The organism is Acinetobacter sp. 789_lipA (assembly GCF_058242845.1).
In genome coordinates this window covers 1,517,655-1,539,351 of sequence record NZ_JBZAYS010000001.1, presented here as the reverse complement: position 1 = coordinate 1,539,351, position 21,697 = coordinate 1,517,655, and the positions used below count along the sequence as shown (strand labels likewise).

Here is a 21,697-nt window from a genome sequence, read left to right as displayed (position 1 = left end):
AATTTTATAAAATACCGTTAAATGCTTGGTTTTGTAACGCGAAAAAAAGCTTATTTGATGAAATTAACTGTACTTTCGAGTAACGTTTCGTTTCATTTATTGATTCTATAAATGAATCAAATTTATCCAATTGGGCTTTAGTCGGCAAAGGTATATCTAATTCATATAGATCTGAATTACTAATATTTGCTTGTCGTACACCACGATTATTTTTAGTAATTAAAGCCTTAATTGAGGACTGACTAAAAAAATAACGTATATAATTTTTAGAAAATAAAGTATTAATTACTTCTAGTTTAGCAACTCGCTGATTTAAATAGTATAAGTCATAGTCATCAGTAACTTCCGTTATATTACCATAATCATCTTTGCCAACTGTTCCAGTTAAACTCATTAATAAATCGCCTGATCTTAGCTCATATTGTGTAAGCTTTTCAGGATATTGAGGAATAATGAAGTCAAACTTTTCCGTGCTAAAACCTAATTTATTCGCATTACCAATTTTTACAACAGGAATTCCTGATTTTGAAAAATCAGTACTTGAAAATGCATAACCACCTTGGATTTTTAATACATTTTTTGCTGAAACAAGTTCCCACCCTTTAGGGTTACTCACAGGATCGCCAAACATATCAATAAACGTGGCTTGTAAAAGCTGATCTAACTTTTCAATCGCTTGCTGACGTTTTTGGCGTAACTCGTCCGCTTGATCTAAAATAGACGCAATTCGGCGTTGTTCGGCAAGTGGTGGAAGTGGGATTTCAACATTAGCAATAACTGTTTTAGAAATTTCCTTAAATGTTGCGCCAACACCTAAATCTTGAAGATATTCTTTGTTCGCTTTTAACCAATAATATAAATATTGCGAATCCAATAAATCAGCTTTGGGTACAAAACTTTTGAACCCTTGGTTAGTACACATAGGAATTGTATTAATTGCAACATGTCCGATAGGAGCACGAGAACTAAATAAAACAGAATTTTCAGGAAGTAATTTAGTTGAACAACTATCAAAACCTAATTGAGTAATCTTACTTTCTGTTTTAGAAATAAATTTAGACTTTAATTTACTAAGGTCTTTAGGTGTCACCCAAGTAATATCACCATCCCAAAAATCAGGATTATTCGTCCGTGGCGTTGAGCCTGAATGAATTTCAGCACATTCACCTAACTTCATTTTAGGAAAACTCACTTAAGCATCTCCTTAAGCGCAGCCATTCCTTTTAAAATATCCTGCTCAAGTACTTCTAAATCCGCCAAAATTTTACTTGGTGCTTCATATTCCACTTGCTCATACACCACTTCCTTATAACGGTTAATCGACAAATCATAACCATTGGCAGCAATATGGGCTTTATCCACCATAAAGCTTTGCTCTGTGGCTTTACGGTCTTTTTCACCCTCTAAGTTTTTAAAACGGGCAATAATGTCAGGAATGTTGTTATTTTCATGCTTAGACGCATCGAGTTCATTACGCTTATCATCCAGCGAATAACCATCCGCCTGCATATCATAAAACCAAACTTTATCCGTACCGCTCGACATGGTTTTGGTGAAAATCATAATGGCAGTCGAAACGCCTGCATACGGCTTAAATACACCTGACGGCATCGAAATAATCGCTTCAAGCTTTTGCTCTTCCACAATCTTTTGACGCAAATCTTTATGCGCTTTAGACGAACCAAATAACACACCATCAGGCACAATCACCGCAGCACGACCGCCAGTTTTTAACAAACGTAAGAACAAGGCTAAAAACAATAATTCAGTCTTTTTGGTTTTGACTACGGCTTGAATATTCTTGGCACAGCTTTCATTGTCCAAACTGCCTGCAAATGGAGGATTGGCAAGAATCAGACTGTATTTTTCCGCAATATGTGAATGGGTTTCACTCAAAGAATCACGGTTTTCAATACGTGGGTTTTCAACACCGTGCAGCATCATGTTCATTGAACCAATACGAAGCATAGTGCTATCAAAATCATAACCAAAGAAAGTTTCTTCACTAAAACGTTTTGCTGCTTCAGGATTGGCAAAAATTTCAGTGCTATGATGATCGTTTAAATATTCACTTGCCGCCACCAAAAAGCCTGCTGTACCACAAGCAGGATCACAAATGGTATCGGTTGGCTTAGGTTGCATCAACTCCACAATCATCTTGATAATATGACGAGGGGTACGGAACTGACCGTTTTGACCCGCTGAAGCAATTTTACCGAGCATGTACTCGTAAATATCGCCTTTGGTGTCTTTATCATCCATCGGCACATCGGCAACCAAATCCACGACTTTGGTAAGTAGCGCAGGCGTAGGAATGGTAAAACGAGCATCTTTCATGTGATGACTATAGGTGGTTTCATCTTCTGCACCTAAGTTTTTAATGAAAGGAAAGACTTCATTGGCAACGGTATTATATAGTGTTGCAGCATCGCCTAAAGTGATGAATTTCGACCAACGTAAGTGGTCTTGTTCAGGCGTAAAAATTGGATGTTCTACAGCTTTCTTTAAACGATTGGCTTTCTTTTCTTTCGTAATCTGAATTTCATCGAGTCGGCGAATAAACAGCAAATACGTCATTTGTTCCATGACTTCTAAGGGATTGGAAATACCACCACTCCAAAATGCATTCCAAATCTGGTCAATTTTGCTTTTAATTTCGCCTGTAATCACGTTATGACTCTCAAATTTCTTTGAGGTTTATTGTGTTGGATTTGAAGTAGAAAAGCTATCAGGAAATAAAGAGATGCGACAAGGTTTGGCGTTGAACTTATGGTATTAATTCTTTTGCATTGATTTCTAATGCAGATGCAATTTCATATAGTTTTTCGACAGTGAGATTGACCTCACCTCGTTCAACGCGCCCCATATAACTCCGATCAATTCCACATTGCAGTGCAAGAGTTTCTTGAGTGATTTTTAATTCAGTTCTTTTATTGCGTATTAGTTGACCAATCGCTATAGATAATTCTGACATTTGAAGCCAAGTGTTCAAAAACAGAAATATCCCCAATTGAAGAACACATATCTACGGATTATAATCCTCTTTTAGTGTTGTGAGATCAATCTGATGGCTAAACCTACTCCATTACCTTTCTATGATGAGTTCATGACAATTTTTAAGAATCATAATATCTCCAATTGGGAGGCTAAAGATTTTGTCAAATTGATAATGGGTAACAATGTAAAAATTAATAAAAAAAATCAATTTAAAATTTATAAAGCACTAAAGATACTTGTTCGTTATAAATATTTGAGTATTGACCCATCCAAATCGACACAAAATCGATTCAGCTACTGTGAAACAGAGTTAATGAATGAATTAAGAGTAAGTCCAATTCTTAATAAATTGGGACAAATATTTGAATTAAAGGAACTAGAACTCTTAAAACAGATTCAAGAAAAGGAACATAACATTTCTTTTATAAAATCACTTTGTGAAGATAATCCTGAAGTAACAGATTTTTTAAACAAAAAAATAGAAAAATTAAATGATGAAATTAGCTTAATCAAAAGCAATATATCTCTAATGGAAAATATTTTGGCGTAGATTTTAGCCAAAATTGAAATGTGCTGAATTTTTTAGGAGTTTAAGTTGAGGTATTTCTAATGTGTAGCCAAATTTAGTGGCTATTCAAAAATTCCATAATACATACTATACATTATTATCTGGATGCGATTGATAAACCTCAAATATCTCGTACTGCTATTTGCCCAAAGTGTGCTGTGGATGCGGTACTTGGTTCTGTCTCTGGCATTAAGATTAATAAAAGTCTGCTACAAAAAATGCAGAAACATTGGTTTTAATTTCGCAGAAAAAGAGTGCCCAGTGAGGCTCGGACTTTCATCACATGAAATCTAATGTCTCATGATCACCAAACACTTTTAGAAAAAAACAGGTTACTCTTGACTATGAAATAGCACATCTTTTTTGTGTCGCAATTTAGCTCAAACCTAATCTGGCGCTGGCACCAGAAAAACTGGGTAGCTATCAGCTTAGGCCTGAGCTAGTACAACTAAATATTTAAAGTTAACCAATTAAGTTAAGGTATTCCTGTTCAGTTAATACCTTAACGCCTTTATCACGAGCTGCATTAATCTTAGTTTCACCGACCTTGTCGCCAGTTACCAGATAGGTAGTTTTACCGGTAACAGTTTTAGCCACTTTAGCTCCAAGTGCTTTTGCATTCTTTTCCATATCGTCACGGGAACCTTGTTGCATCGAGCCAGTAAATACAACGACTGCTCCAGCTATAGGCGAATCTGAACTTTCTCTATCAGATTCCTTGGGTGTAACACTTAAGTTGAAACCGAGGTTATATACTTTGAAAAACTCTTCTCTAACATTTGCTAAACCTTCGACAATAGCTTCAGCGCTTAGATGTGCAAATCCATCTATTTTAACCATATCCTCGACTGATATTTCGAAAACCTGAACTATGGCATGATGCTGAAGTAATTTCTCACAGTTTCCGCCAGCTAATCGGGTAACCCCAAATGCTGCAAGAAATCTCCAATCCTCTATTTCAATTTCTCTACTTGCTTGGAGTTGATCGATAAGATTCTGCGATGTTTTATCTCCAAATCCAAACTCGACAAATTGATGCTTAGGAATCTGATAGATTTCGTGGATGTGCTTAATACCTTGATTAGCTATTTTTTCAATCACTTTTGGCCCAAAACCATCGACATTACCCAATGTTTTAAAAAAATGAATCAGTGTATTCTCGGTTTGAGCAGGACAGTCTGATTTATTCGGGCAAATTAAATGATCGCCTTCCCAAATAAGGTGAGCATCACAACTAGGACAATTTTCAGGTAACTCTGGCTCTACTGGTTTGATAACTTCTTCAATTTTTGGAATAACTAAGCCACTTCTAACTAACTTAATGATTGCGCCGGGACCCACTCCATTTTTCTTCACCATCCTATAATTATGAACAGTTACCCTGCTTAAAGTAGCCCCACTAAGTTTGGTCGGAGCCAATTCAGCCACTGGTGAAACTCGACCAGTCCTTGAGGTCTGAGGAATAACTTTCATTACTTCTACTTCAGCCGATTCGTCATTCACTTTAAACGCGATTTGCCACCTATGAAATCTTCTCGTAGAACCCATATGCTTTTTAATCGGCTCATTTGTTGATTCTAAGACTAATCCATCAATATCAAAATCAACTGAGTTCCATATACTTTCAAGAATACTTTCAAAGTTTGACAACAACTCCTCTATACTTCCCGTCCAGCTTTCTAATAGCGAAAAAGGGTAGAAGACACAAGCACCGTCATCAATTGCCTTTTGAACATCTTCATCAACTTTCTTTTCAGCAATAATTGCTGCTTGGATATTGCGTGAGTTTTCAAACTTTTCACTCAACACTTTATTAAAGTAACTTTTCTTGATTACTATTTCGCCAGGCCCTAAACCCCTTTCTGCTTTTTTTGCTACTCTGAGTCCTCGTTCAAATGCACGAGTAATATCTTGACCTCTTGTCCCATCACCTCGGGTGTAGAGAGTTATACCATCATCATAAGCAGCATAACCATCAAGTTTTGGTGTAACCCTAATCTCAATTAAATTTTGATCAAATTCAATTTCTGATGCGGCTTTAATAATTCTTTCAGTCCATTTTTTAATTTCTTCAAAAGAATATGCTTTATCAGTAGAAAGCATTTTCTTTGGAAGTGGAACAGTCTTGCTATCGATTAAAACTTCAGGCTCTATGTTTAATAAGAATGGGTTCTCGGGATCATAAATTTTCAAGCAACTAAGATGTTCATCATACTTCTCATCCTCAATAATCTGATAACCAGATCTGTAAAGAGCATTGGCAACTTTAAGCAATGTTTCCAACTCTTCCAAACTGTGCTCATTAGAAGAAAATAACTTTTCTGCATCATCTATATCTAAATTAAGCCCTAGCTTTTCAAAAATGGCGATTTGGTTGTCGTTAAATTTATATTGAGACATTACTGCTACCCTTATACTGCCATTTGAAAATCTAATTGAGTTCTACTTGAAATACTTGAGTTCATGGTGACACCTACATCACCACTACGGTAAACACTGACAGTATCGCCAATTCTAACATCTAAACGGTGAATTTCCCCAATATTATGCAAGGTCACATTTGAAACGGTCACGCCGCCCACAGCAACAGGATTCAAACGCGCCACAGGTGTGAGTGTACCTGTACGCCCCACTTGCCAGTCAATATTTTCAACCGTGGTGAGCGCAGCTACCGCAGGGAATTTATAAGCCGTTGCCCAACGCGGTTCACGACTTAAAAAACCGAGCTGTTGCTGTTGTTTGAGGCTGTTAACCTTAATCACCATGCCGTCAATTTCCACACTCAATTGTGGTCGTTCCGCATTGATTTGTTCATAAACCGCTTGAACTTCTTGAATACTATCGCAGACAAAATGACGCTCACCAACTGCAAAACCAAACTGTTGCAACCACTCTAGACTTTCCGACATGGTGCTTTGACCATGATTGGGTTCACACTGCGCAATACCATAAGCATAAAATGCGAGTGGACGCGAAGCCGCAATATTCGGGTCTAACTGACGTAAACTTCCCGCCGCGGCATTACGTGGGTTGGCAAAAGTCTTCTCACCTTTGGCTTCATTTTCTGCATTGAGCTTTTCAAAACCTGCTTTAGGCATCAAAACTTCGCCACGAACTTCCAGTAACGTAGGTACTTCACCCTGATCTGTACTCAACACCTTCGGCAAGTTCCGAATGGTTTTGACATTTTGAGTAATGTCTTCCCCTGTCTCACCATCACCACGTGTCACTCCACGCACCAGCACACCTTGTTCATACCACAGTGAAATGGCAAGACCATCAAACTTCAGTTCGACATCATATTGAATCGTTTGATTCGGCAACCGTTCTTCTGCACGGCGTGCAAAAGCAAAGAGTTCTTCTTGATTAAACACATTGCCTAAAGACAGCATCGGTACCACATGGGTCACGCTCGTAAACTTCGCCAAAGGTTTACCGCCCACTTTATTGATCGGGCTATCCGGCTGAATATACTCAGGGTATTGTTCTTCTAAAGCTTTCAGTTGATGAAAGAGCTGATCATATTCACTGTCTAAAATGGTCGGCTGATCCATCACATAATAAGCATGATTATGCTGTGCCAAAATTTGGATCAGTTGACGCATTTGCGCAACGACAGTCGAAGTTTGAGTCATAATTTCACCATAAAAAAGGGCGGTCTTTGTTCCGCCCTAAAAATTGTATTTCTACTGTCTATTATAGAAATCGTTACCGTTGCTTTCAATCAGATTAAGCATCGATTGCTTGTCCAGCACGATAATCAATCGCCAAGTGGCGCCAATGCTCACGCAGTTGTGGCGTGAACTCTTGGTTGTTTTGGTCATAAACCGTTCCATCGATTTCACGAGCAATTAAACGTGAAATACTGTCCATGGTGTCAAAGGCATTTTGGACATCGCGGTGTGGTAAAGCCAAGAAAAATGCCAAGCCTTTAATTGGATCGGTCGACAAATTTTCCAAGTCAAAACCATCCATACCTGTATCAGTAATCTGCAACACAGAGAACAGTAACTTGGTTCCATCTTCGTTATAACGATGGAAACACGACATTTCGCCAAAACGTAAACCATACTTCATTAAAACTTTTAAAGTTTTCTCACCAGACAATGCACGACGTTCAGGATAAACATTCAGGGCAATAAACGACTCTGCTGTGGCTAAGGCACTTTCATCATCGACAATTTTTTGCTCATACAAATGTGCATCTAAAATGCTGCTTTCATCGTCAAACTCTGAAATTTCAGCTTTTTCGACGTTGGCATTTAAACTAAATTCAGCTTTATCCGCTTTTGCTTGGTCATCAACAAGCGAGGAGCTTGCACTTTCAGTCGTTAATTCCGTTGCATCTGCTACTGCATTTTCAGGAGCGACTAAGTCTACTGCTTTATTTTCTACCTCAGCTGATACATCCAAACTTGGTTCCGTGTTGCTGCTTTCGAGCACACTATCTGCATCCAAAGCTTTCGGTTCGGCTTTTTCAGGCAGTGTCTCTTCTACAGAGCTTTCGTTTAAAGTCGGCTCTTTACGTTCAGCCTCTTCAACTGATGCCGTTTGCAGTTGGTCACGTACGTGACGCGGGATAATCGGTTTTTGACTGTCAGCATCGATATGCAATGCGGACTCAAGTGAAGGCGCTGCATCTGCCGGCTTTCGAAAAATCATTCGAACCCCAAACAGCATAATGATCACTGCTATGACGATACCAATAATTGTTGTGTATTCCATCTTATTAGGCCTCCGCGACTAAACCGTATTCTTTTGCCTGTTCTAAATTTACAGTCACTAATTTTGATGTTCCCGGTTCAGGCATCGTAACACCTAACAAGTCGGTCGCCATCGTCATTGCGAGTTTATTATGGGTAATGTAAATGAATTGCACCTGTTCAGAAAGCTCTTTTACAAGATTACAAAATCTTCCCACGTTCGCATCATCCAAAGGCGCATCAACTTCATCCAAAACACAAAATGGCGATGGATTGAGCCGGAAAATCGCAAACACCAAGGCCAATGCTGTCAGGGCTTTTTCTCCCCCTGAAAGTAGCGCCAATGAGCTATTGCGTTTGCCTGGCGGACGGGCCATGAGCTTAACCCCAGATTGCCAGTCATCTTCCAAAGTCAGACTCGCTTCTCCACCATTGAAAACTTTCGGGAACAGATCTTGTAGTTCGGTATTGACCCGATCAAAAGTGCTCATGAACAGTTTACGGGTTTCTTGATCAATACTTTTCATTGCAGCACGCAACTGCTCAACAGTATTTTCCAAATCCTGAATTTGATGGCTCAACTCTTCAAAACGTTTAGACACTTCTTCATATTCTTCTGAAGCCGCCAAATTCACTGCGCCCAATTTCTCAAACTGTTGCTGTGCTTTTTCTAAAACTTGTTGATGGTTACTGATCTCAATGTTCAAACCCTCAATAGCTTCAACATTCATCTCTTTCAGCTGTTCAGAATAATGTTGTAAGTCTGACTTTGCCGCTTGCCACGCCAAACGCTTCTCTTCTAACTGGGTTCTCAGCTTTTCATCTTGTTGTTGCTGTTGATGACGGTGTTCGGTCAAACTTTGCTGGCGCTCTTGTACTGCATTCAGTTCAACTTGCCATTCAGACCATGTCTTTTGCAGCTTTTCAGTAATCTGTGCTTGTTCGCTAAACTGGCTTTCCAATGCAGGCAGCTCAAGTTGTACAGGGTCAATAAACTTTTTGGCCTGCTCCATCTGTGACAATATTTGCTGATACTGCGCCTTTAAGAAAGTACTGTCTTTTTCTAACAGTTCAATCTGCTGTGTGGTTTGGACCGCCTGACGACGCACCATTTCAAGCGCCTGCCAAACCTGCTGTGCCTGCTGCTGGCTATCATCCAGTTGCTCAGTCAATGACTCCACTTGGAACTGCATGGTTTTATAGTTTGGCAAGTTTTGCTCTAGCTTAATATTCAATGCATGCAGATCAATCTCCAGATCATCTTTTTGCATGGCATCTTCTTCAAGCTGACTGTCTAGCTGCGCCAGTTGATTGGCCAATTGTTGCTTTTGCACTTCAAAGGCTTGGTTAGTACTTTGCACTTTGGCAATATTCAAATCAATCTGCTGCGTCGCTTGAACTTCTTTTTTTAACAGGTGTTGATCCGCTTTTAACTGCTCATCCACCGCTTGGACTTGAGTACGAAGCTCTGTGGTTTTCGTTTCAAGCTGAGTCAGAAGTCCCGTTTTTTCAGCAAGGGTCTGTTCAATTTCATCTAAACGAATCCGATGGCTTAACGCACCCTGTCCAGCTTGGCTTGCTTCGTCATAATCCAAACCAATCACCCAGTCCACGCCGACATGGTAACCGTCTAAACTCAGAAGAGACTGACCATCTTTCAATTGCTTTTGCAGCGCTAGGGCTTGTTTTAAGTTGGTAGTCACACCCACCTGCTGCCACAAAGAGGATTGCGGCGATTCAATCCAACTGGCTAGGCTATCGCAACCTGCAATTTCGATCAGTTCAACATGCGGCTGAGGCGTTAACTGACGTGCAACGGCATCGGTGAATGCATCGCTGTTGTCTAAACAATGCGCTGAAAGCCATTTGGCTAAGAATTTTTCGACCAGCACGGCATGGGTTTTAGCCGCATCTTTAAGCTTCAGCACGTGCATCAACTGTGGATGATCACTATTTTTTAAGGCGCTGACTTTGACCAATAGCTGCTTTAGATGTTTCTGTTCTGCACTTAAGACCTGTATATCTGCTTTGTGCTGATTCAACTCAGTTTGAGCAGCTTGGTGCTGAATACGCAAATCATCCAGCTGTAACTGCACCTCAATGATACTTTGCTCACGTTGTAACTGCTGTGCCTCAGCGTCTTGCTTGGCATGCAACAATTGGTCTATCGCATCCAACTGGCTTTGGTTTTGAATTTGCGCCGCTTGCTGCTCTAAAATTTGCTTTTGTTGTTCAAAACGTAAAATGTTTTTGGCCAACTGTTCACTTTGCGCCAACATTTGCGTTTTTTGTTGCTGTTGCTTTTCAACCAAACTTTTGACTTGTTCAAACTGTTGAAGCAGCTGTTGCTGCTGTGCTTTTAAATCCGTTAAGCCTTGGCTTTGCTGTTGGTTTTGACTTTCTTGCTGTTGTAACTGTTCGGTATGAAGCTCATTTTGTTCGTGCAAACTTTCCAGTTGTAACTCAATCAACTGCATACGTTCTTTGGTTTGTGCCTTCTGCTGTTCAAGCTGTGCCAAAGTCGTCGTATTTTGCTGGAACAAGCTCTGCTTTTGTTCCAAAGTCATTTTCAACTCAGCCAGCTTTTTCTCTGCCTGTTGCCACTCACTCTGTAGGGGCGTGGACTGCTGAATCAGACGTTGAAATAGCTCACTGGTTGACGTCAAATCATGCTCTAAAGTGGTTAACTCTGAACGGACTAACTTGAACTGATCGCCCAAATCATTCATGTGCAGCGTATATTCTTGTTGTAAACGGCTGCTTTGTTCACATTGAAAAGATAAAACTTCAACTTTAATGGTGCGAATTTGGCTTTCCAGTGTTTTATACTGAATCGCGGTTTCAGCCTGACGTTTTAAAGTTTTTAACTGTGATCTTAATTCGGAGGCAATATCTTCTAAACGCGATAAATTTTGCGTGGTGTGATCCAAATGTAATAAAGTTTCACGGCGACGTGCTTGATAACGCGAAACCCCTGCGGCTTCCTCAATAAAAACCCGCATTTCTTCAGGTTTTGCATCGACCAAACGGTTGATCATGCCTTGTTCAATAATCGAATAAGAACGTGGCCCTAAACCTGTGCCCAAGAATATATCTGTAATGTCCCGACGACGGCACTTGGTACCATTTAAAAAGTATTCAGACTTGCCATCTCGGTTGACCTGACGTTTAACCGCCAGTTCGGTATAGGCATTATAGCTACCACCTAACTTGCCATAAGTGTTGTCAAAACGCAGTTCTACACTGGCGACACTGACAGGTTTGCGCTTTGCCGTGCCTGTAAAAATGACATCCTGCATACTGCCACCACGCAACTGACGCGCACTGGATTCGCCCATGACCCAGCGAATAGCATCGATCACATTGGATTTGCCACAACCGTTCGGCCCAACGACTGCGGTGCGGTTATCTTTAAAGTGTAATGTGGTACTGTCGGCAAAAGATTTGAAGCCGGAAAGTTTTAAACTGCTTAAACGCATAATGTCCTGACTAACGTCGTGAGCGTCTCGCCCACGCAAGTTCAATTTGTTTCATTCGGGTCAGAGATTCCAACACCAAGTTACGTAAGTGTCGACAAAAATCTTCCATAAATAAAGTAGCTTGTTGTGATTTTCTGATTAAAACAGCATCAGTCACCAGTTTAAATAAATCATAAGATTCTTGTAACTCTCTACGCGAAGTATTTAAGGTTAAAAAATAGCTCCGACGTATCGAGGGTAACAATTCTTGGTAAAACTTCATCAAATAAGCATTGCCCACCATTTCATGCTGGCGCGCCAATCCTTCAAAAATCAAATCATAAAATTTTTCGATACTGCCCTGTTTCAGTTGATTCCCCAACTCATCCAATAACAGCTGTAAACGTTCCGCTTCATAGCTGCGCCATGTTTCCGCAATGCGTTGCACAATTTGCCCCAATAGCAGACTGCTGGTGTCAAACAAGGCGCGCACTTGCTGAGCGGACATTTCAGAGACTATAGCGCCGCGACGCGGGTAGATTTCAATCAGATGTGTACGTTCAAGCAGTAACAAGGCCTCACGCACCGAGCCGCGACTCACATCCAGTTCAGCGGCAATACGTAATTCTTGTATGCGCTCACCTTCGACCAACTCACCGCGAATGATTTGTTCACTGATGTGCTTGGCAATTTGTTCGGACAAACTCTCTGTATCATGTGCTTGCATACTGTTCCTAACTTGTTTTTATAAGATGCAATCCATGGTCTTTAGTGACCTATTTTTAGGTTTTACCCGATCTTAAACGCTAAACACTATGTCATTGTCTAACAATTTTACCGTCTATAATGCCAATCAACAGCAACGCACACAACATTGTCAAAGAAATTAAGAACTAAAACCTTGATAAATAAAATATAAACCAACTACCACCAACAAACCAGCAAAACACTTTTTCAACATCGCAGGCGATAAAAGATGCGCTACTTTCGCACCAAACTTCGCGGTGATAAAACTCATGACCGCAATCCCCAAAAAAGCATAGACATGAATATAACCAATGGTATTTGGTACGTTGACCTCAGCCTGATGCCCGAACCACATAAAACCTATAGCTCCAGCCACTGCAATTGGTAAACCACAAGCCGCAGACGTCGCCACCGCTTTTTGCATAACCACACCATGACGGTTTAAGTACGGCACCGTCAAACTTCCCCCACCAATGCCAAAGATCGCAGAAGCCACACCAATGCCTGCACCGACAAATAACTGTTTGCCTGTAGACGGTAACTGACGTGATGGATCGACCTCAACATGTGCGCCACTAAACATTTTGTACGCCACCCACACCGCAAAAAAACCGATCAGCAACTGTAAGCCATGTCCCGACATATAGTCTGCAATGCCCGCACCTAAAAAAGCACCCATGACTAGACCTGGAGCCAAATTGCGAAACACAGGCCACAACACGGCTCCACGTTTATGATGCGCACTCACGGAACTCATTGACGTGACAATAATGGTCGCCAGTGATGTGCCAACCGCCATATGCATAATGACACTCGGGTCATAGTTCAGATGAGTAAAAACCACATATAAAATCGGGATGATAATGAGTCCACCACCGACCCCAAATAGCCCTGCAGCAAAACCAGCGATTGCGCCAATCAGTAAATATATGATTAACTCCATGATCATTTTTCACTTTTCTCAGATTCATATGGATTTAGAGACACGCCAATTACAACAGCTTCTCGCTGAAGCACAGCAACTTCCTGAAGTTTTATTGCTTAAGCCAGTTACCACATCCACCAATGATGATGTGCGTGAAATTGCGCAAAAAGGGATTCAGAGCGTTTTGGTCTGCAGTACACGACAAACTCAAGGTCGTGGACAGCGTCAACGACAATGGGTTTCTCCTGAAGGAAACATCTATTTAAGCACATTGCTACAGACCAAAACACCTATAGATGGGCGCTTGGCTTTAGAAATTGCGTTAAATATCTTGCAAATGCCGAGTTTGCAAGGCCTTGCTCTGCAAGTGAAATGGCCAAATGACCTTTACAGTACTCAAGGTAAATGGGGCGGCATTTTAGTTGAACCACTGTCGAGCCACCAAGCTATTATTGGGGTTGGTATCAATATCAACCAAGTCGAAGATACCCAGCTTGATCAAGCCACCAGCTCACTTGAACAGCTGGGTTTAGCCCAAGCAGATCGCATTCGCTTAATGGCGGAACTATATCTAGCGATTCAACAAGCAGGCCTATGGTTCACCCATAACAGTGCAAATCTGGCTTCTCGTTTCAATCATTACGCAGCCTTTATGCAGCAACAGGTCGAATTTGAACATATGAAAGGTCTGTCTCAAGGCCAATTCTTAGGCATTCAAGATGATGGTGCGGTACAAATTCTGACCACCAATGGTGTTGAAAACTTTTATCAAGGCCGTTTACGCCCAGTGACCCCTGTTTAAATGATTGAGCATCATCATGAAAAATTTATGGTTAGATATTGGTAATACTCGTCTGAAGTATTGGATTACGCAGGAAGATCAAATTTTGGAACAAGGGGCTGAGTTACATTTACAGTCCCCTGCCGATTTGCTTTTAGGTCTAATTCAGCATTTTAAAAACTTAAACATCCAACAGATTGGTGTTTCTTCGGTTCAGGACAAAAAAAATAATGACCGAATCCGTAGACTTTTAAAAAGTTTAAATGTGCCGATCACCTTTGCTCAAGTACAGGCCAACTATGCTGGCTTACAATGCGGCTATGAACAGCCCGAACAACTCGGAATTGACCGTTGGTTGCAAGTGCTGGCTGTCGCACGTAATCCAGAGCAGAACTATTGTGTGATTAGCTGTGGTACGGCGCTGACCATCGACTTGGCAGATGGTTTACAGCATTTAGGCGGCTATATTTTACCCAATCTCTACTTACAACGAGACTCGCTGATCCAAAACACCAAAGGCATTAAAATTCCAGATGCGGCTTTTGATGAACTCGGTCCTGGCCGTAATACCATCGACGCAGTGCATCATGGGATTCTGCTCGGCTTGGTCAGTACCATTGAAAAAGTCTTGCAACAATCTCCACGCCAACTGATTTTAACTGGCGGTGATGCACCTGTATTTGCACGCTATTTGGCAGAGTATGCACCATGCATTGAAAATGATTTATTACTTAAAGGGCTGCAATATTATACTCAACATCACCCCTGAGCCACCGCCTGTTGTTGTAAAAGGGGTTTTAAGGTATTGAGCAGTAGCTCAAATTCAGCATAGCCATTTTCACGCATAAAATGCCCTGCACGTTTCACCTCCAGTACCTCTGCACTCAAGAAGTGCCCAAAGGTAAGTGCCAAAGGAGGTGGAACATAAGGGTCATTATTGGAAAACATAACCACACGTGAAGCGATGTGAGAGTGGAGTATACCGCTGTCCAACTTCGCTTGCGCAATAAAGCCACTTAACTCAGGTAAGGTTGTTAAAGCCGCTTTAAAGCCCGCAATACAGAAGATCGCTTTGATTCGACGTTCACGCAGTCTACTACTGAGATAATGTAAAGCTGCTAGACACCCCAAACTATGCGCAATGATGATGGTATTTTCATCCAAAGCGGTCATTTGCAGGGCCAAAGCCTGTTGCCATTCTTCGAAATGTGGTGCATCGCTGTGCGGGAGCACTAAACGTTTTACTTCAGCATGCAGATCCATCTGGCTGAGTTTTTGACTTAGCCACGGAAACCAATGGTCATTGGGCGATGCTTGATAGCCATGCACAATATAGATATGTTGTTTTGATCCATTCATTTTCAACTTCTTATTATAATGTTTGAAAAGAATAAATTTTACGCAACTTTCAAGCCATAAACAGTGCGTTTTTGTTATTGATTGAGGGTATTGAAAATACACATAATATTTTCCATGACTCACAAAACAACATAAAAAAGGCGCTCAACGCGCCTTTTTCTGAAATGGTAAGAAGCAGATTACTTCTTATCGTTCCCACCAAATAATGGTCCCATTCCGCCGCCACCACCAAACTGTTTTTGCATACCGCTTAGTGATTTCATCATTTTTGCCATACCCGATGGATTGGCAAATTTCTTCATCATTTTCGCCATTTGCGCATGTTGTTTAATCAACTTATTGACTTCAACGACATCCATACCACAGCCGGCTGCAATGCGCTTTTTACGGCTTGGGTTCATCAGATCTGGATTGCGGCGCTCTTTGATGGTCATCGATTGGATAATCGCTTCCATCTTTTTCACTTGCTTTTCAGGGTTCGCTTGCGCCAACGCATCTTGAATCCCTGCATTGCTCATGCCAGGCAACTTATCCAAGAAGCCCATCATGCCGCCCATTTTATTCATTTGCTCAAACTGCATTAGCATATCTTCAAAGTTGAAGCTGCCACCTTTTTGCAGTTTTTTCGCCATTTTTTCGGCTTTTTCTTTGTCGACTTTACGTTCAAGCTCTTCGACCAAAGAAAGTACGTCACCCATACCCAAGATACGCTGTGCAACACGTTCAGGATGGAATGGCTCTAAGGCATCGAGCTTTTCACCCATACCTAAGAATTTGATTGGCTTACCTGTGATTGCACGTACTGAGAGCGCCGCACCACCGCGCGCATCACCATCAGTTTTGGTCAGAATCACACCCGTTAATGGCAGTGCATCATTGAAGGCTTTGGCTGTATTTGCCGCATCCTGACCGGTCATTGCATCGACCACGAACAAAGTTTCAGTTGGCTTAATCGCCGCATGAAGCTCTTTGATCTCGTCCATCATTTCATCGTCTACGTGTAGACGACCTGCTGTATCGACAATCAAGACATCCGCAAACTGAATTTTGGCTTGTTCAATTGCACGCGTTGCAATGGTAATTGGTTTTTCGTCAGCACTCGATTCAAAGAAAATCGCGCCAACTTCACCTGCAACAGTTTGTAGCTGTTTAATTGCTGCTGGACGGTAAACGTCGGCAGATACCATCGCGACTTTTTTCTTTTGGCGTTCTTGTAAGAAGCGAGCAAGTTTTGCAGCAGTTGTTGTTTTACCTGCACCTTGTAAACCCGCGAGTAGGACTACAACAGGAGGTTTTGCTGCAAGATCAAGGCTTTCATTTGCCTCGCCCATCATTTTTGTTAATTCGTCATGCACGATTTTAACAAATGCTTGGCCCGGCGATAATTGATTCATGACTTCTTGACCCAACGCCTCTTCCTTAACTTTCGCGATAAATTCACGAGTTACAGGAAGTGCAACATCGGCTTCAAGAAGTGCCATACGTACTTCACGTAGGGTATCTTTAATATTGTCTTCGGTTAGCTGCCCAGAGCCAGTAACATTTCTTAAACTCTGCGTGAGTCGTTCCGTTAAGGTATCAAACATTGCAAAATCCGCTTAAAATTGCTAGTTGCAAAAAAATCTTTCTTAAAATAGAAAATTTATGCATAGAATGCTATAGGATACTGTAGTTCGCACCGAATTTATATAAATGAATATTCATCATCCTGAAAAAGGTTTGACATGATTAGCCTGCCCTTGGTTTACACCATCTTAGCATTAGTCGCTTATACCACCTCTTTTTGGTATTTGTTCCTCAAATTAATGGCTAAACGTGATCCAAACCATTGGTTTATTGGCATTATTTTAGGCTTAGGCTTATTACTACATGCAACTGTTTTGTACCATGACATGCTCACGCCGATGGGGGTGAATTATGACGTTTTTGTCTTAATGTCATTTACATCTGGGCTCATGTTGTTACTTAGTCTACTCTATAGCACTTATCGTCCAATTCTAGCTTTGAACCTGATTGGCATTCCTGTGGCTGCTACAGGACTCATTTTAGGTTTTGCCTTTAGCCAGTCCACTCAATTTATTGAACAGCGCTCATTGGGTTTAGATATTCATATTATTTTATCGCTGTCGGCCTATGCGGTGCTACTCATGGCGACCATACAAGCCGTGATTTTATGGTTCCAAGATCGTGAGTTAAAGAACAAACAGAAGAAACGCTTTTGGGTTAACTTACTGCCCTCTTTTCAAGCGATGGAGTCTTTACTGTTTGACTTAATTAAAACGGGTTTTCTTTTACTAACCGTGGCGTTGGTGTTTGGTTTCTTTACTATCGATAACTTTTTTGCCCAACATCTGGCACATAAAACCGCTTTTAGTATTATTTCTTGGTTTGTGTATGGGGCTTTACTCATCGGACATTACCGTTTTGGTTGGCGCGGTCAAAAAGCGATTCGTTTTACCTTAATTGGATTCTTCTTGTTGGCTGTCGGTTTTATCGGATCTAAGTTTGTATTGGAAATGATTTTAGGTCGATAAAGTATTTTATGTTAACTTTAGGAAAATTAAACTTATAATGAAATTTTTCTTTGTAGCATTTGCATTCACTTTAATCACATGGGTTTGCAGCGATTTTTTTCATAAAAAACAATTAGATTCTGCAATAAACTCAACAAATAAAATTAAAAATTGTGGCTACTTGTTGGGCATTAAGTCAACAAAAGCTAGATTTAGTCAGGAGTATTTTGTAATACAGAATAATCAAAAGGAAATAGATAAATTTAATTTTGATCCTGAATTTGATGTGCATCAGAACATAAAATACTCTGGAGAAATAAAGCAAGGGGAAAAAATTTGTTATGAATATACTTACATTCACACTTATATGGATACTCTTTGTACACGACAAAAAAATATAACTCATTGAAATAATGGCATAATACTTGTTTTCTGACGACGAATATGATGGCACATTTCAATGAGCTATATCTCATCTTAAACAAATATCTAAAGTGGAACAAGTCACATGTAAAATGTTTTACACTGATTATGCTTGCATTAATTGTAAAACAGACATGTAATCTTTCTTCTGCATCTAAAGCCTTACCCATCAAGTGCTTACCACAATCATTTTATCGACGTATACAACGCTTCTTTGCAGGTCAGTATTTCGATTATCGTCAAATTTCTCAGTTAATTTTCAATATATTTTTATTCGATAAAGTCCAATTAACTTTGGATAGAACCAACTGGAAATGGGGGAAACGAGATATCAATATCTTGATGTTAGCCATCGTCTATCGTGGAATAGCCATACCTATAGTTTGGACATTGCTCAATAAACGGGGAAACTCAGATACAAAAGAGCGTATTGCTTTGATTCAACGCTTTATCTCTATTTTTGGTAAAGACCGTATTGTGAATGTGTTCGCAGACAGAGAATTTATCGGTGAGAAATGGTTTACATGGTTAATTGAAAATGACATTAACTTCTGTATACGTGTTAAAAAAACTTTATTGTGACCAATCACTTAGCCAAGAATCATAAAATTAGTGATTTATTTCGTCATCTTCAAGTTGGTCAAACTGAATGTCGTAAACGACGTATTTGGGTTGGTCGAGTGAAACTGTATATTAGTGCGCTACGATTAGAAGATGGAGAACTTTTACTTGTTGTTTCTCCTATGTTTAATGCTTCTGCTATTCGTGATTATGCATTACGCTGGGAAATCGAAACCTTATTTAGTTGTCTCAAAGGACGTGGATTCAATCTTGAAAATACTCGTTTAACAGACCCTAGACGAGTCAAGAAATTGATAGCAGTGCTAGCTATCGGTTTCTGTTGGTGCTATTTAACAGGTGAATGGCAACATGATCGAAAAAAAGCGATAAAAATAAAGAAGCATGGACGACTTTCAGTAAGTTTATTTCGCTACGGTTTGGACTATGTTCAAATGGCTATTCTACGTTTGATTGGTTTTGGAAAAAAAGAAGAATTTAAGAAAGTGCTAGCAATTTTAAGAAAGAAAAAGCCTGATAGGACAAGGGCTCTATGAAATTTGTCGTGTACAGAGATGGATACTATAAAAATTCTAACAAATATGAACAAAATTAATAATTTTCCATAAAGTTTACAGAATAGAGCTTATGTAACATAACACTAAAAACTCCCCCAACCACCCTACAATATTTTAGTTATCTATTGCTTCTCATCCCCACTAAAAACATATAGCAGCACTGTAAAACTCATCCACGCACTCACAAAAGCCTCACTTAACCAATCGTGCGGGTTGTATTCACATCTACAGGAAGCTTCGATTAGTATGTGGCCTATAGCACTGATCGATAAACCTTAAGTGCATAAGAAAGATAATGAAATGGATCGTTTTTTATCCATCTGTTATACTAGCTAAATATTTACCCCCCTTCTTCCAATTTAGAGTAACGCCAATGAAGTAAGTCTTATTTTCCGTCAAATCTAATTTATGTGTTTTCTGACGTGCAAAATAAACTTATTTACTACTCTATATCTCTATAAAAATTTATTTTGTATGTCCTGTATAAAGGAGTCTTTAATGACCCAACAGGCCTGTACTGTAAAAAATCTCAGCGTTCAATTTGCTCATGAACCACTTTTTCAGCATTTAAACTTTGAATTGCCCGCTGCCCAATGTTCAGCTCTGATCGGACGCAATGGTCAAGGCAAATCAATATTAATATCCCTACTCACTCAAGCGCACATGCCAAATTATGCGAGTGGCGAAGTGATTTGGCATATGCCATTTTCCTACTTAAGTCAGCTCGAGCGTTTAAGCAACTGTACACTTGCCGAAGCCCTTAACATTGCTGACTTACATGCAAGTTTTCAACGTATTGAACAATCGACTGCGAGCTTTGAAGACTATGACCGCGTCGAACATGCATGGCATCAACCCACTGAGTGGCTGAAATTACTGGAAAGTGCCAACTTACCTACAGATCTATCTAGCTCGGTTTCTCAACTCAGTGAAGGTCAGAAAACTAAACTGGCACTGTGTCTCCTTTTTTTACAAACTGGGCATTATTTACTTCTTGATGAGCCCAGTAATCACTTAGACCATACAAGTCGTGCATGGTTAAGTCAAAAAATACTTCAGCATCCTGCGGGCTGTTTAGTCATTAGCCACGACCGCACATTGTTAAATCAAATCTCCAATACCTATGTTTTAAATGATTTTGGCTTGCAACACTTCCGTTGCAACTATGCCGAGTATCAGTCACACACAGAGCAACAACAGCAGGCACTACAACACAATATCTCGCAAGAGAAAAGCGAACTCAAACAATTACAAATCCAACAGCATGAACAGCGCATGAAAGCCCAGAAAAAGCAAAAGTCTGGGCAGAAATTACGAAGCTCTGGTTCTCAAGCCAAAATCCTACTCGACTTTAAAAAAGAACGTGCGAGTCAAACCTTATCGGGAGTCGCGCAGCAACAACTTCGCCAAAAGGAACAAGTGCAAGATGAGCTCAAAAACAAACAGCAGCAACTAGAACAGATTAAGTCACAAAAGTTTGATTTCCATTTTCAACCTAAACAAACTGGTGAAATTCTTCGTTTAAAAGAAGTGGTTTTAGCAGCACTCTCTATCTTCCCTATTTCTTTTGCCTTACATAGCGGAGAAAAAATCCAACTGCGCGGCCAAAATGGTTCAGGTAAGTCGACCTTACTTCGTGCCATTCAAAATTATAGTCATATTCAATCGGGAGACATTGTCAAGCGAGGAGCATCGTTATATTTAGATCAAAACTTTAGCCTACTGAATCCAGAACTGAATGCGGTACACAATTTACAGTTATTGAATCCGTCTTTGTCCGATGAGGCGTGTCGGAATCAATTGGGGCAACTTCGAATTCGTCGAGATAAAGCTCTGCTTCCCATCTCACTACTCAGTGGCGGTGAACAACTCAAAGTTGCTTTACTGTGTATCAGTCTCGCAGCACAGCCTGTGGACTTACTGCTACTGGACGAACCCGAAAATCATCTCGACATCAACTCAAGACAACTGTTGGCACAGGCTATACGCGATTTTACAGGGGCGGTTATTTTAGTTTCGCATGATGATGCCTTTATCGAGGAGACACAGATTGAAAACTATTTCGATTTAACCCAAACGGATTAGAC

Annotated in this window: 17 protein-coding genes and 1 pseudogene; 7 read left to right on the top strand and 11 right to left on the bottom strand. The window is 40.4% G+C overall.

The window, feature by feature from the left end; genetic code table 11:
• Nucleotides 1–4: 4 nt before the first annotated feature.
• From AC4CUZ_RS07435 to AC4CUZ_RS07425, 3 genes are all read right to left on the bottom strand, one after another.
• Nucleotides 5–1,192 (bottom strand): restriction endonuclease subunit S, encoded by a 1,188-nt coding sequence (locus AC4CUZ_RS07435; RefSeq protein ID WP_490747445.1) that lies wholly within the window; start codon nt 1,190–1,192, stop codon nt 5–7.
• Nucleotides 1,189–2,670: a type I restriction-modification system subunit M gene (locus AC4CUZ_RS07430; RefSeq protein WP_490747444.1), complete on the bottom strand. Its 1,482-nt coding sequence runs from the start codon at nt 2,668–2,670 to the stop codon at nt 1,189–1,191. Before AC4CUZ_RS07430 ends, AC4CUZ_RS07435 begins: the two co-directional genes overlap by 4 nt.
• Nucleotides 2,671–2,767: 97 nt before the next feature.
• On the bottom strand, nt 2,768–2,974 hold the full coding sequence (locus tag AC4CUZ_RS07425; protein WP_279683782.1) for a helix-turn-helix domain-containing protein: 207 nt from the start codon (nt 2,972–2,974) through the stop codon (nt 2,768–2,770).
• Between the two features lie 93 nt (nt 2,975–3,067).
• Between AC4CUZ_RS07425 and AC4CUZ_RS07420 the strand changes: the two genes are divergently transcribed.
• Complete coding sequence (locus AC4CUZ_RS07420) at nt 3,068–3,547, top strand: hypothetical protein (protein WP_490747443.1); 480 nt, start codon at nt 3,068–3,070, stop codon at nt 3,545–3,547.
• Between the two features lie 480 nt (nt 3,548–4,027).
• Here AC4CUZ_RS07420 and AC4CUZ_RS07415 read toward each other — a convergent pair whose 3' ends face one another.
• The 6 genes and pseudogenes from AC4CUZ_RS07415 to AC4CUZ_RS07390 all read right to left on the bottom strand — a co-directional run bounded on the left by AC4CUZ_RS07415 (nt 4,028) and on the right by AC4CUZ_RS07390 (nt 13,416).
• A complete protein-coding gene (locus AC4CUZ_RS07415) occupies nt 4,028–5,965 on the bottom strand; it encodes a BRCT domain-containing protein (protein ID WP_279683889.1) in 1,938 nt (645 codons plus the stop codon).
• A 74-nt stretch (nt 5,966–6,039) separates the two neighbouring features.
• Nucleotides 6,040–7,200, bottom strand: a pseudogene (gene ligA, locus AC4CUZ_RS07410) (NAD-dependent DNA ligase LigA); the annotation flags it as partial.
• Between the two features lie 94 nt (nt 7,201–7,294).
• Nucleotides 7,295–8,290: a cell division protein ZipA C-terminal FtsZ-binding domain-containing protein gene (locus AC4CUZ_RS07405; protein ID WP_183175236.1), complete on the bottom strand. Its 996-nt coding sequence runs from the start codon at nt 8,288–8,290 to the stop codon at nt 7,295–7,297.
• 4 nt (nt 8,291–8,294) lie between these two features.
• On the bottom strand, nt 8,295–11,747 hold the full coding sequence (gene smc / locus AC4CUZ_RS07400) for a chromosome segregation protein SMC (protein WP_490747442.1): 3,453 nt from the start codon (nt 11,745–11,747) through the stop codon (nt 8,295–8,297).
• Between the two features lie 10 nt (nt 11,748–11,757).
• The gene (locus AC4CUZ_RS07395; protein WP_004983028.1) at nt 11,758–12,453 is read right to left on the bottom strand and encodes a GntR family transcriptional regulator; all 696 of its coding nucleotides are present in this window, start codon (nt 12,451–12,453) and stop codon (nt 11,758–11,760) included.
• A gap of 159 nt (nt 12,454–12,612) precedes the next feature.
• A complete protein-coding gene (locus tag AC4CUZ_RS07390) occupies nt 12,613–13,416 on the bottom strand; it encodes a sulfite exporter TauE/SafE family protein (RefSeq protein ID WP_234955445.1) in 804 nt (267 codons plus the stop codon).
• 28 nt (nt 13,417–13,444) lie between these two features.
• On the opposite strand from AC4CUZ_RS07390, the gene AC4CUZ_RS07385 reads away from it, so the two are divergent.
• On the top strand, nt 13,445–14,200 hold the full coding sequence (locus AC4CUZ_RS07385) for a biotin--[acetyl-CoA-carboxylase] ligase (RefSeq protein ID WP_234956292.1): 756 nt from the start codon (nt 13,445–13,447) through the stop codon (nt 14,198–14,200).
• Nucleotides 14,201–14,216: 16 nt separating this feature from the next.
• Complete coding sequence (locus AC4CUZ_RS07380) at nt 14,217–14,948, top strand: type III pantothenate kinase (protein ID WP_234304572.1); 732 nt, start codon at nt 14,217–14,219, stop codon at nt 14,946–14,948.
• On the opposite strand, the gene AC4CUZ_RS07375 is transcribed toward AC4CUZ_RS07380, so the two are convergent.
• Together AC4CUZ_RS07375 and ffh are read right to left on the bottom strand one after the other, a co-directional pair.
• On the bottom strand, nt 14,939–15,538 hold the full coding sequence (locus AC4CUZ_RS07375; RefSeq protein ID WP_234304571.1) for an RBBP9/YdeN family alpha/beta hydrolase: 600 nt from the start codon (nt 15,536–15,538) through the stop codon (nt 14,939–14,941). The two genes, AC4CUZ_RS07380 and AC4CUZ_RS07375, sit on opposite strands and share 10 nt — an antisense overlap.
• 179 nt (nt 15,539–15,717) lie before the next feature.
• Entirely contained in the window at nt 15,718–17,124 is a 1,407-nt protein-coding gene (gene ffh, locus AC4CUZ_RS07370) for a signal recognition particle protein (RefSeq protein ID WP_490747441.1), read from the bottom strand.
• A 138-nt stretch (nt 17,125–17,262) separates the two neighbouring features.
• On the opposite strand from ffh, the gene AC4CUZ_RS07365 reads away from it, so the two are divergent.
• From AC4CUZ_RS07365 to AC4CUZ_RS07350, 4 genes are all read left to right on the top strand, one after another.
• A complete protein-coding gene (locus AC4CUZ_RS07365) occupies nt 17,263–18,072 on the top strand; it encodes a cytochrome C assembly family protein (RefSeq protein WP_010327405.1) in 810 nt (269 codons plus the stop codon).
• Nucleotides 18,073–18,109: 37 nt separating this feature from the next.
• Nucleotides 18,110–18,460, top strand: coding sequence for a hypothetical protein (locus AC4CUZ_RS07360; RefSeq protein ID WP_490747440.1), 351 nt, complete (start codon nt 18,110–18,112; stop codon nt 18,458–18,460).
• Between the two features lie 38 nt (nt 18,461–18,498).
• Nucleotides 18,499–19,589, top strand: a protein-coding gene (locus AC4CUZ_RS07355) for an IS4-like element ISAba33 family transposase (RefSeq protein ID WP_490748056.1) whose coding sequence is annotated in 2 segments (ribosomal slippage) — nt 18,499–19,039 and nt 19,039–19,589 — 1,092 coding nt in all. Because the reading frame shifts where the segments join, the coding sequence is not laid out codon by codon here.
• A gap of 519 nt (nt 19,590–20,108) precedes the next feature.
• The gene (locus tag AC4CUZ_RS07350; protein ID WP_490747439.1) at nt 20,109–21,695 is read left to right on the top strand and encodes an ATP-binding cassette domain-containing protein; all 1,587 of its coding nucleotides are present in this window, start codon (nt 20,109–20,111) and stop codon (nt 21,693–21,695) included.
• Nucleotides 21,696–21,697 lie beyond the last annotated feature (2 nt).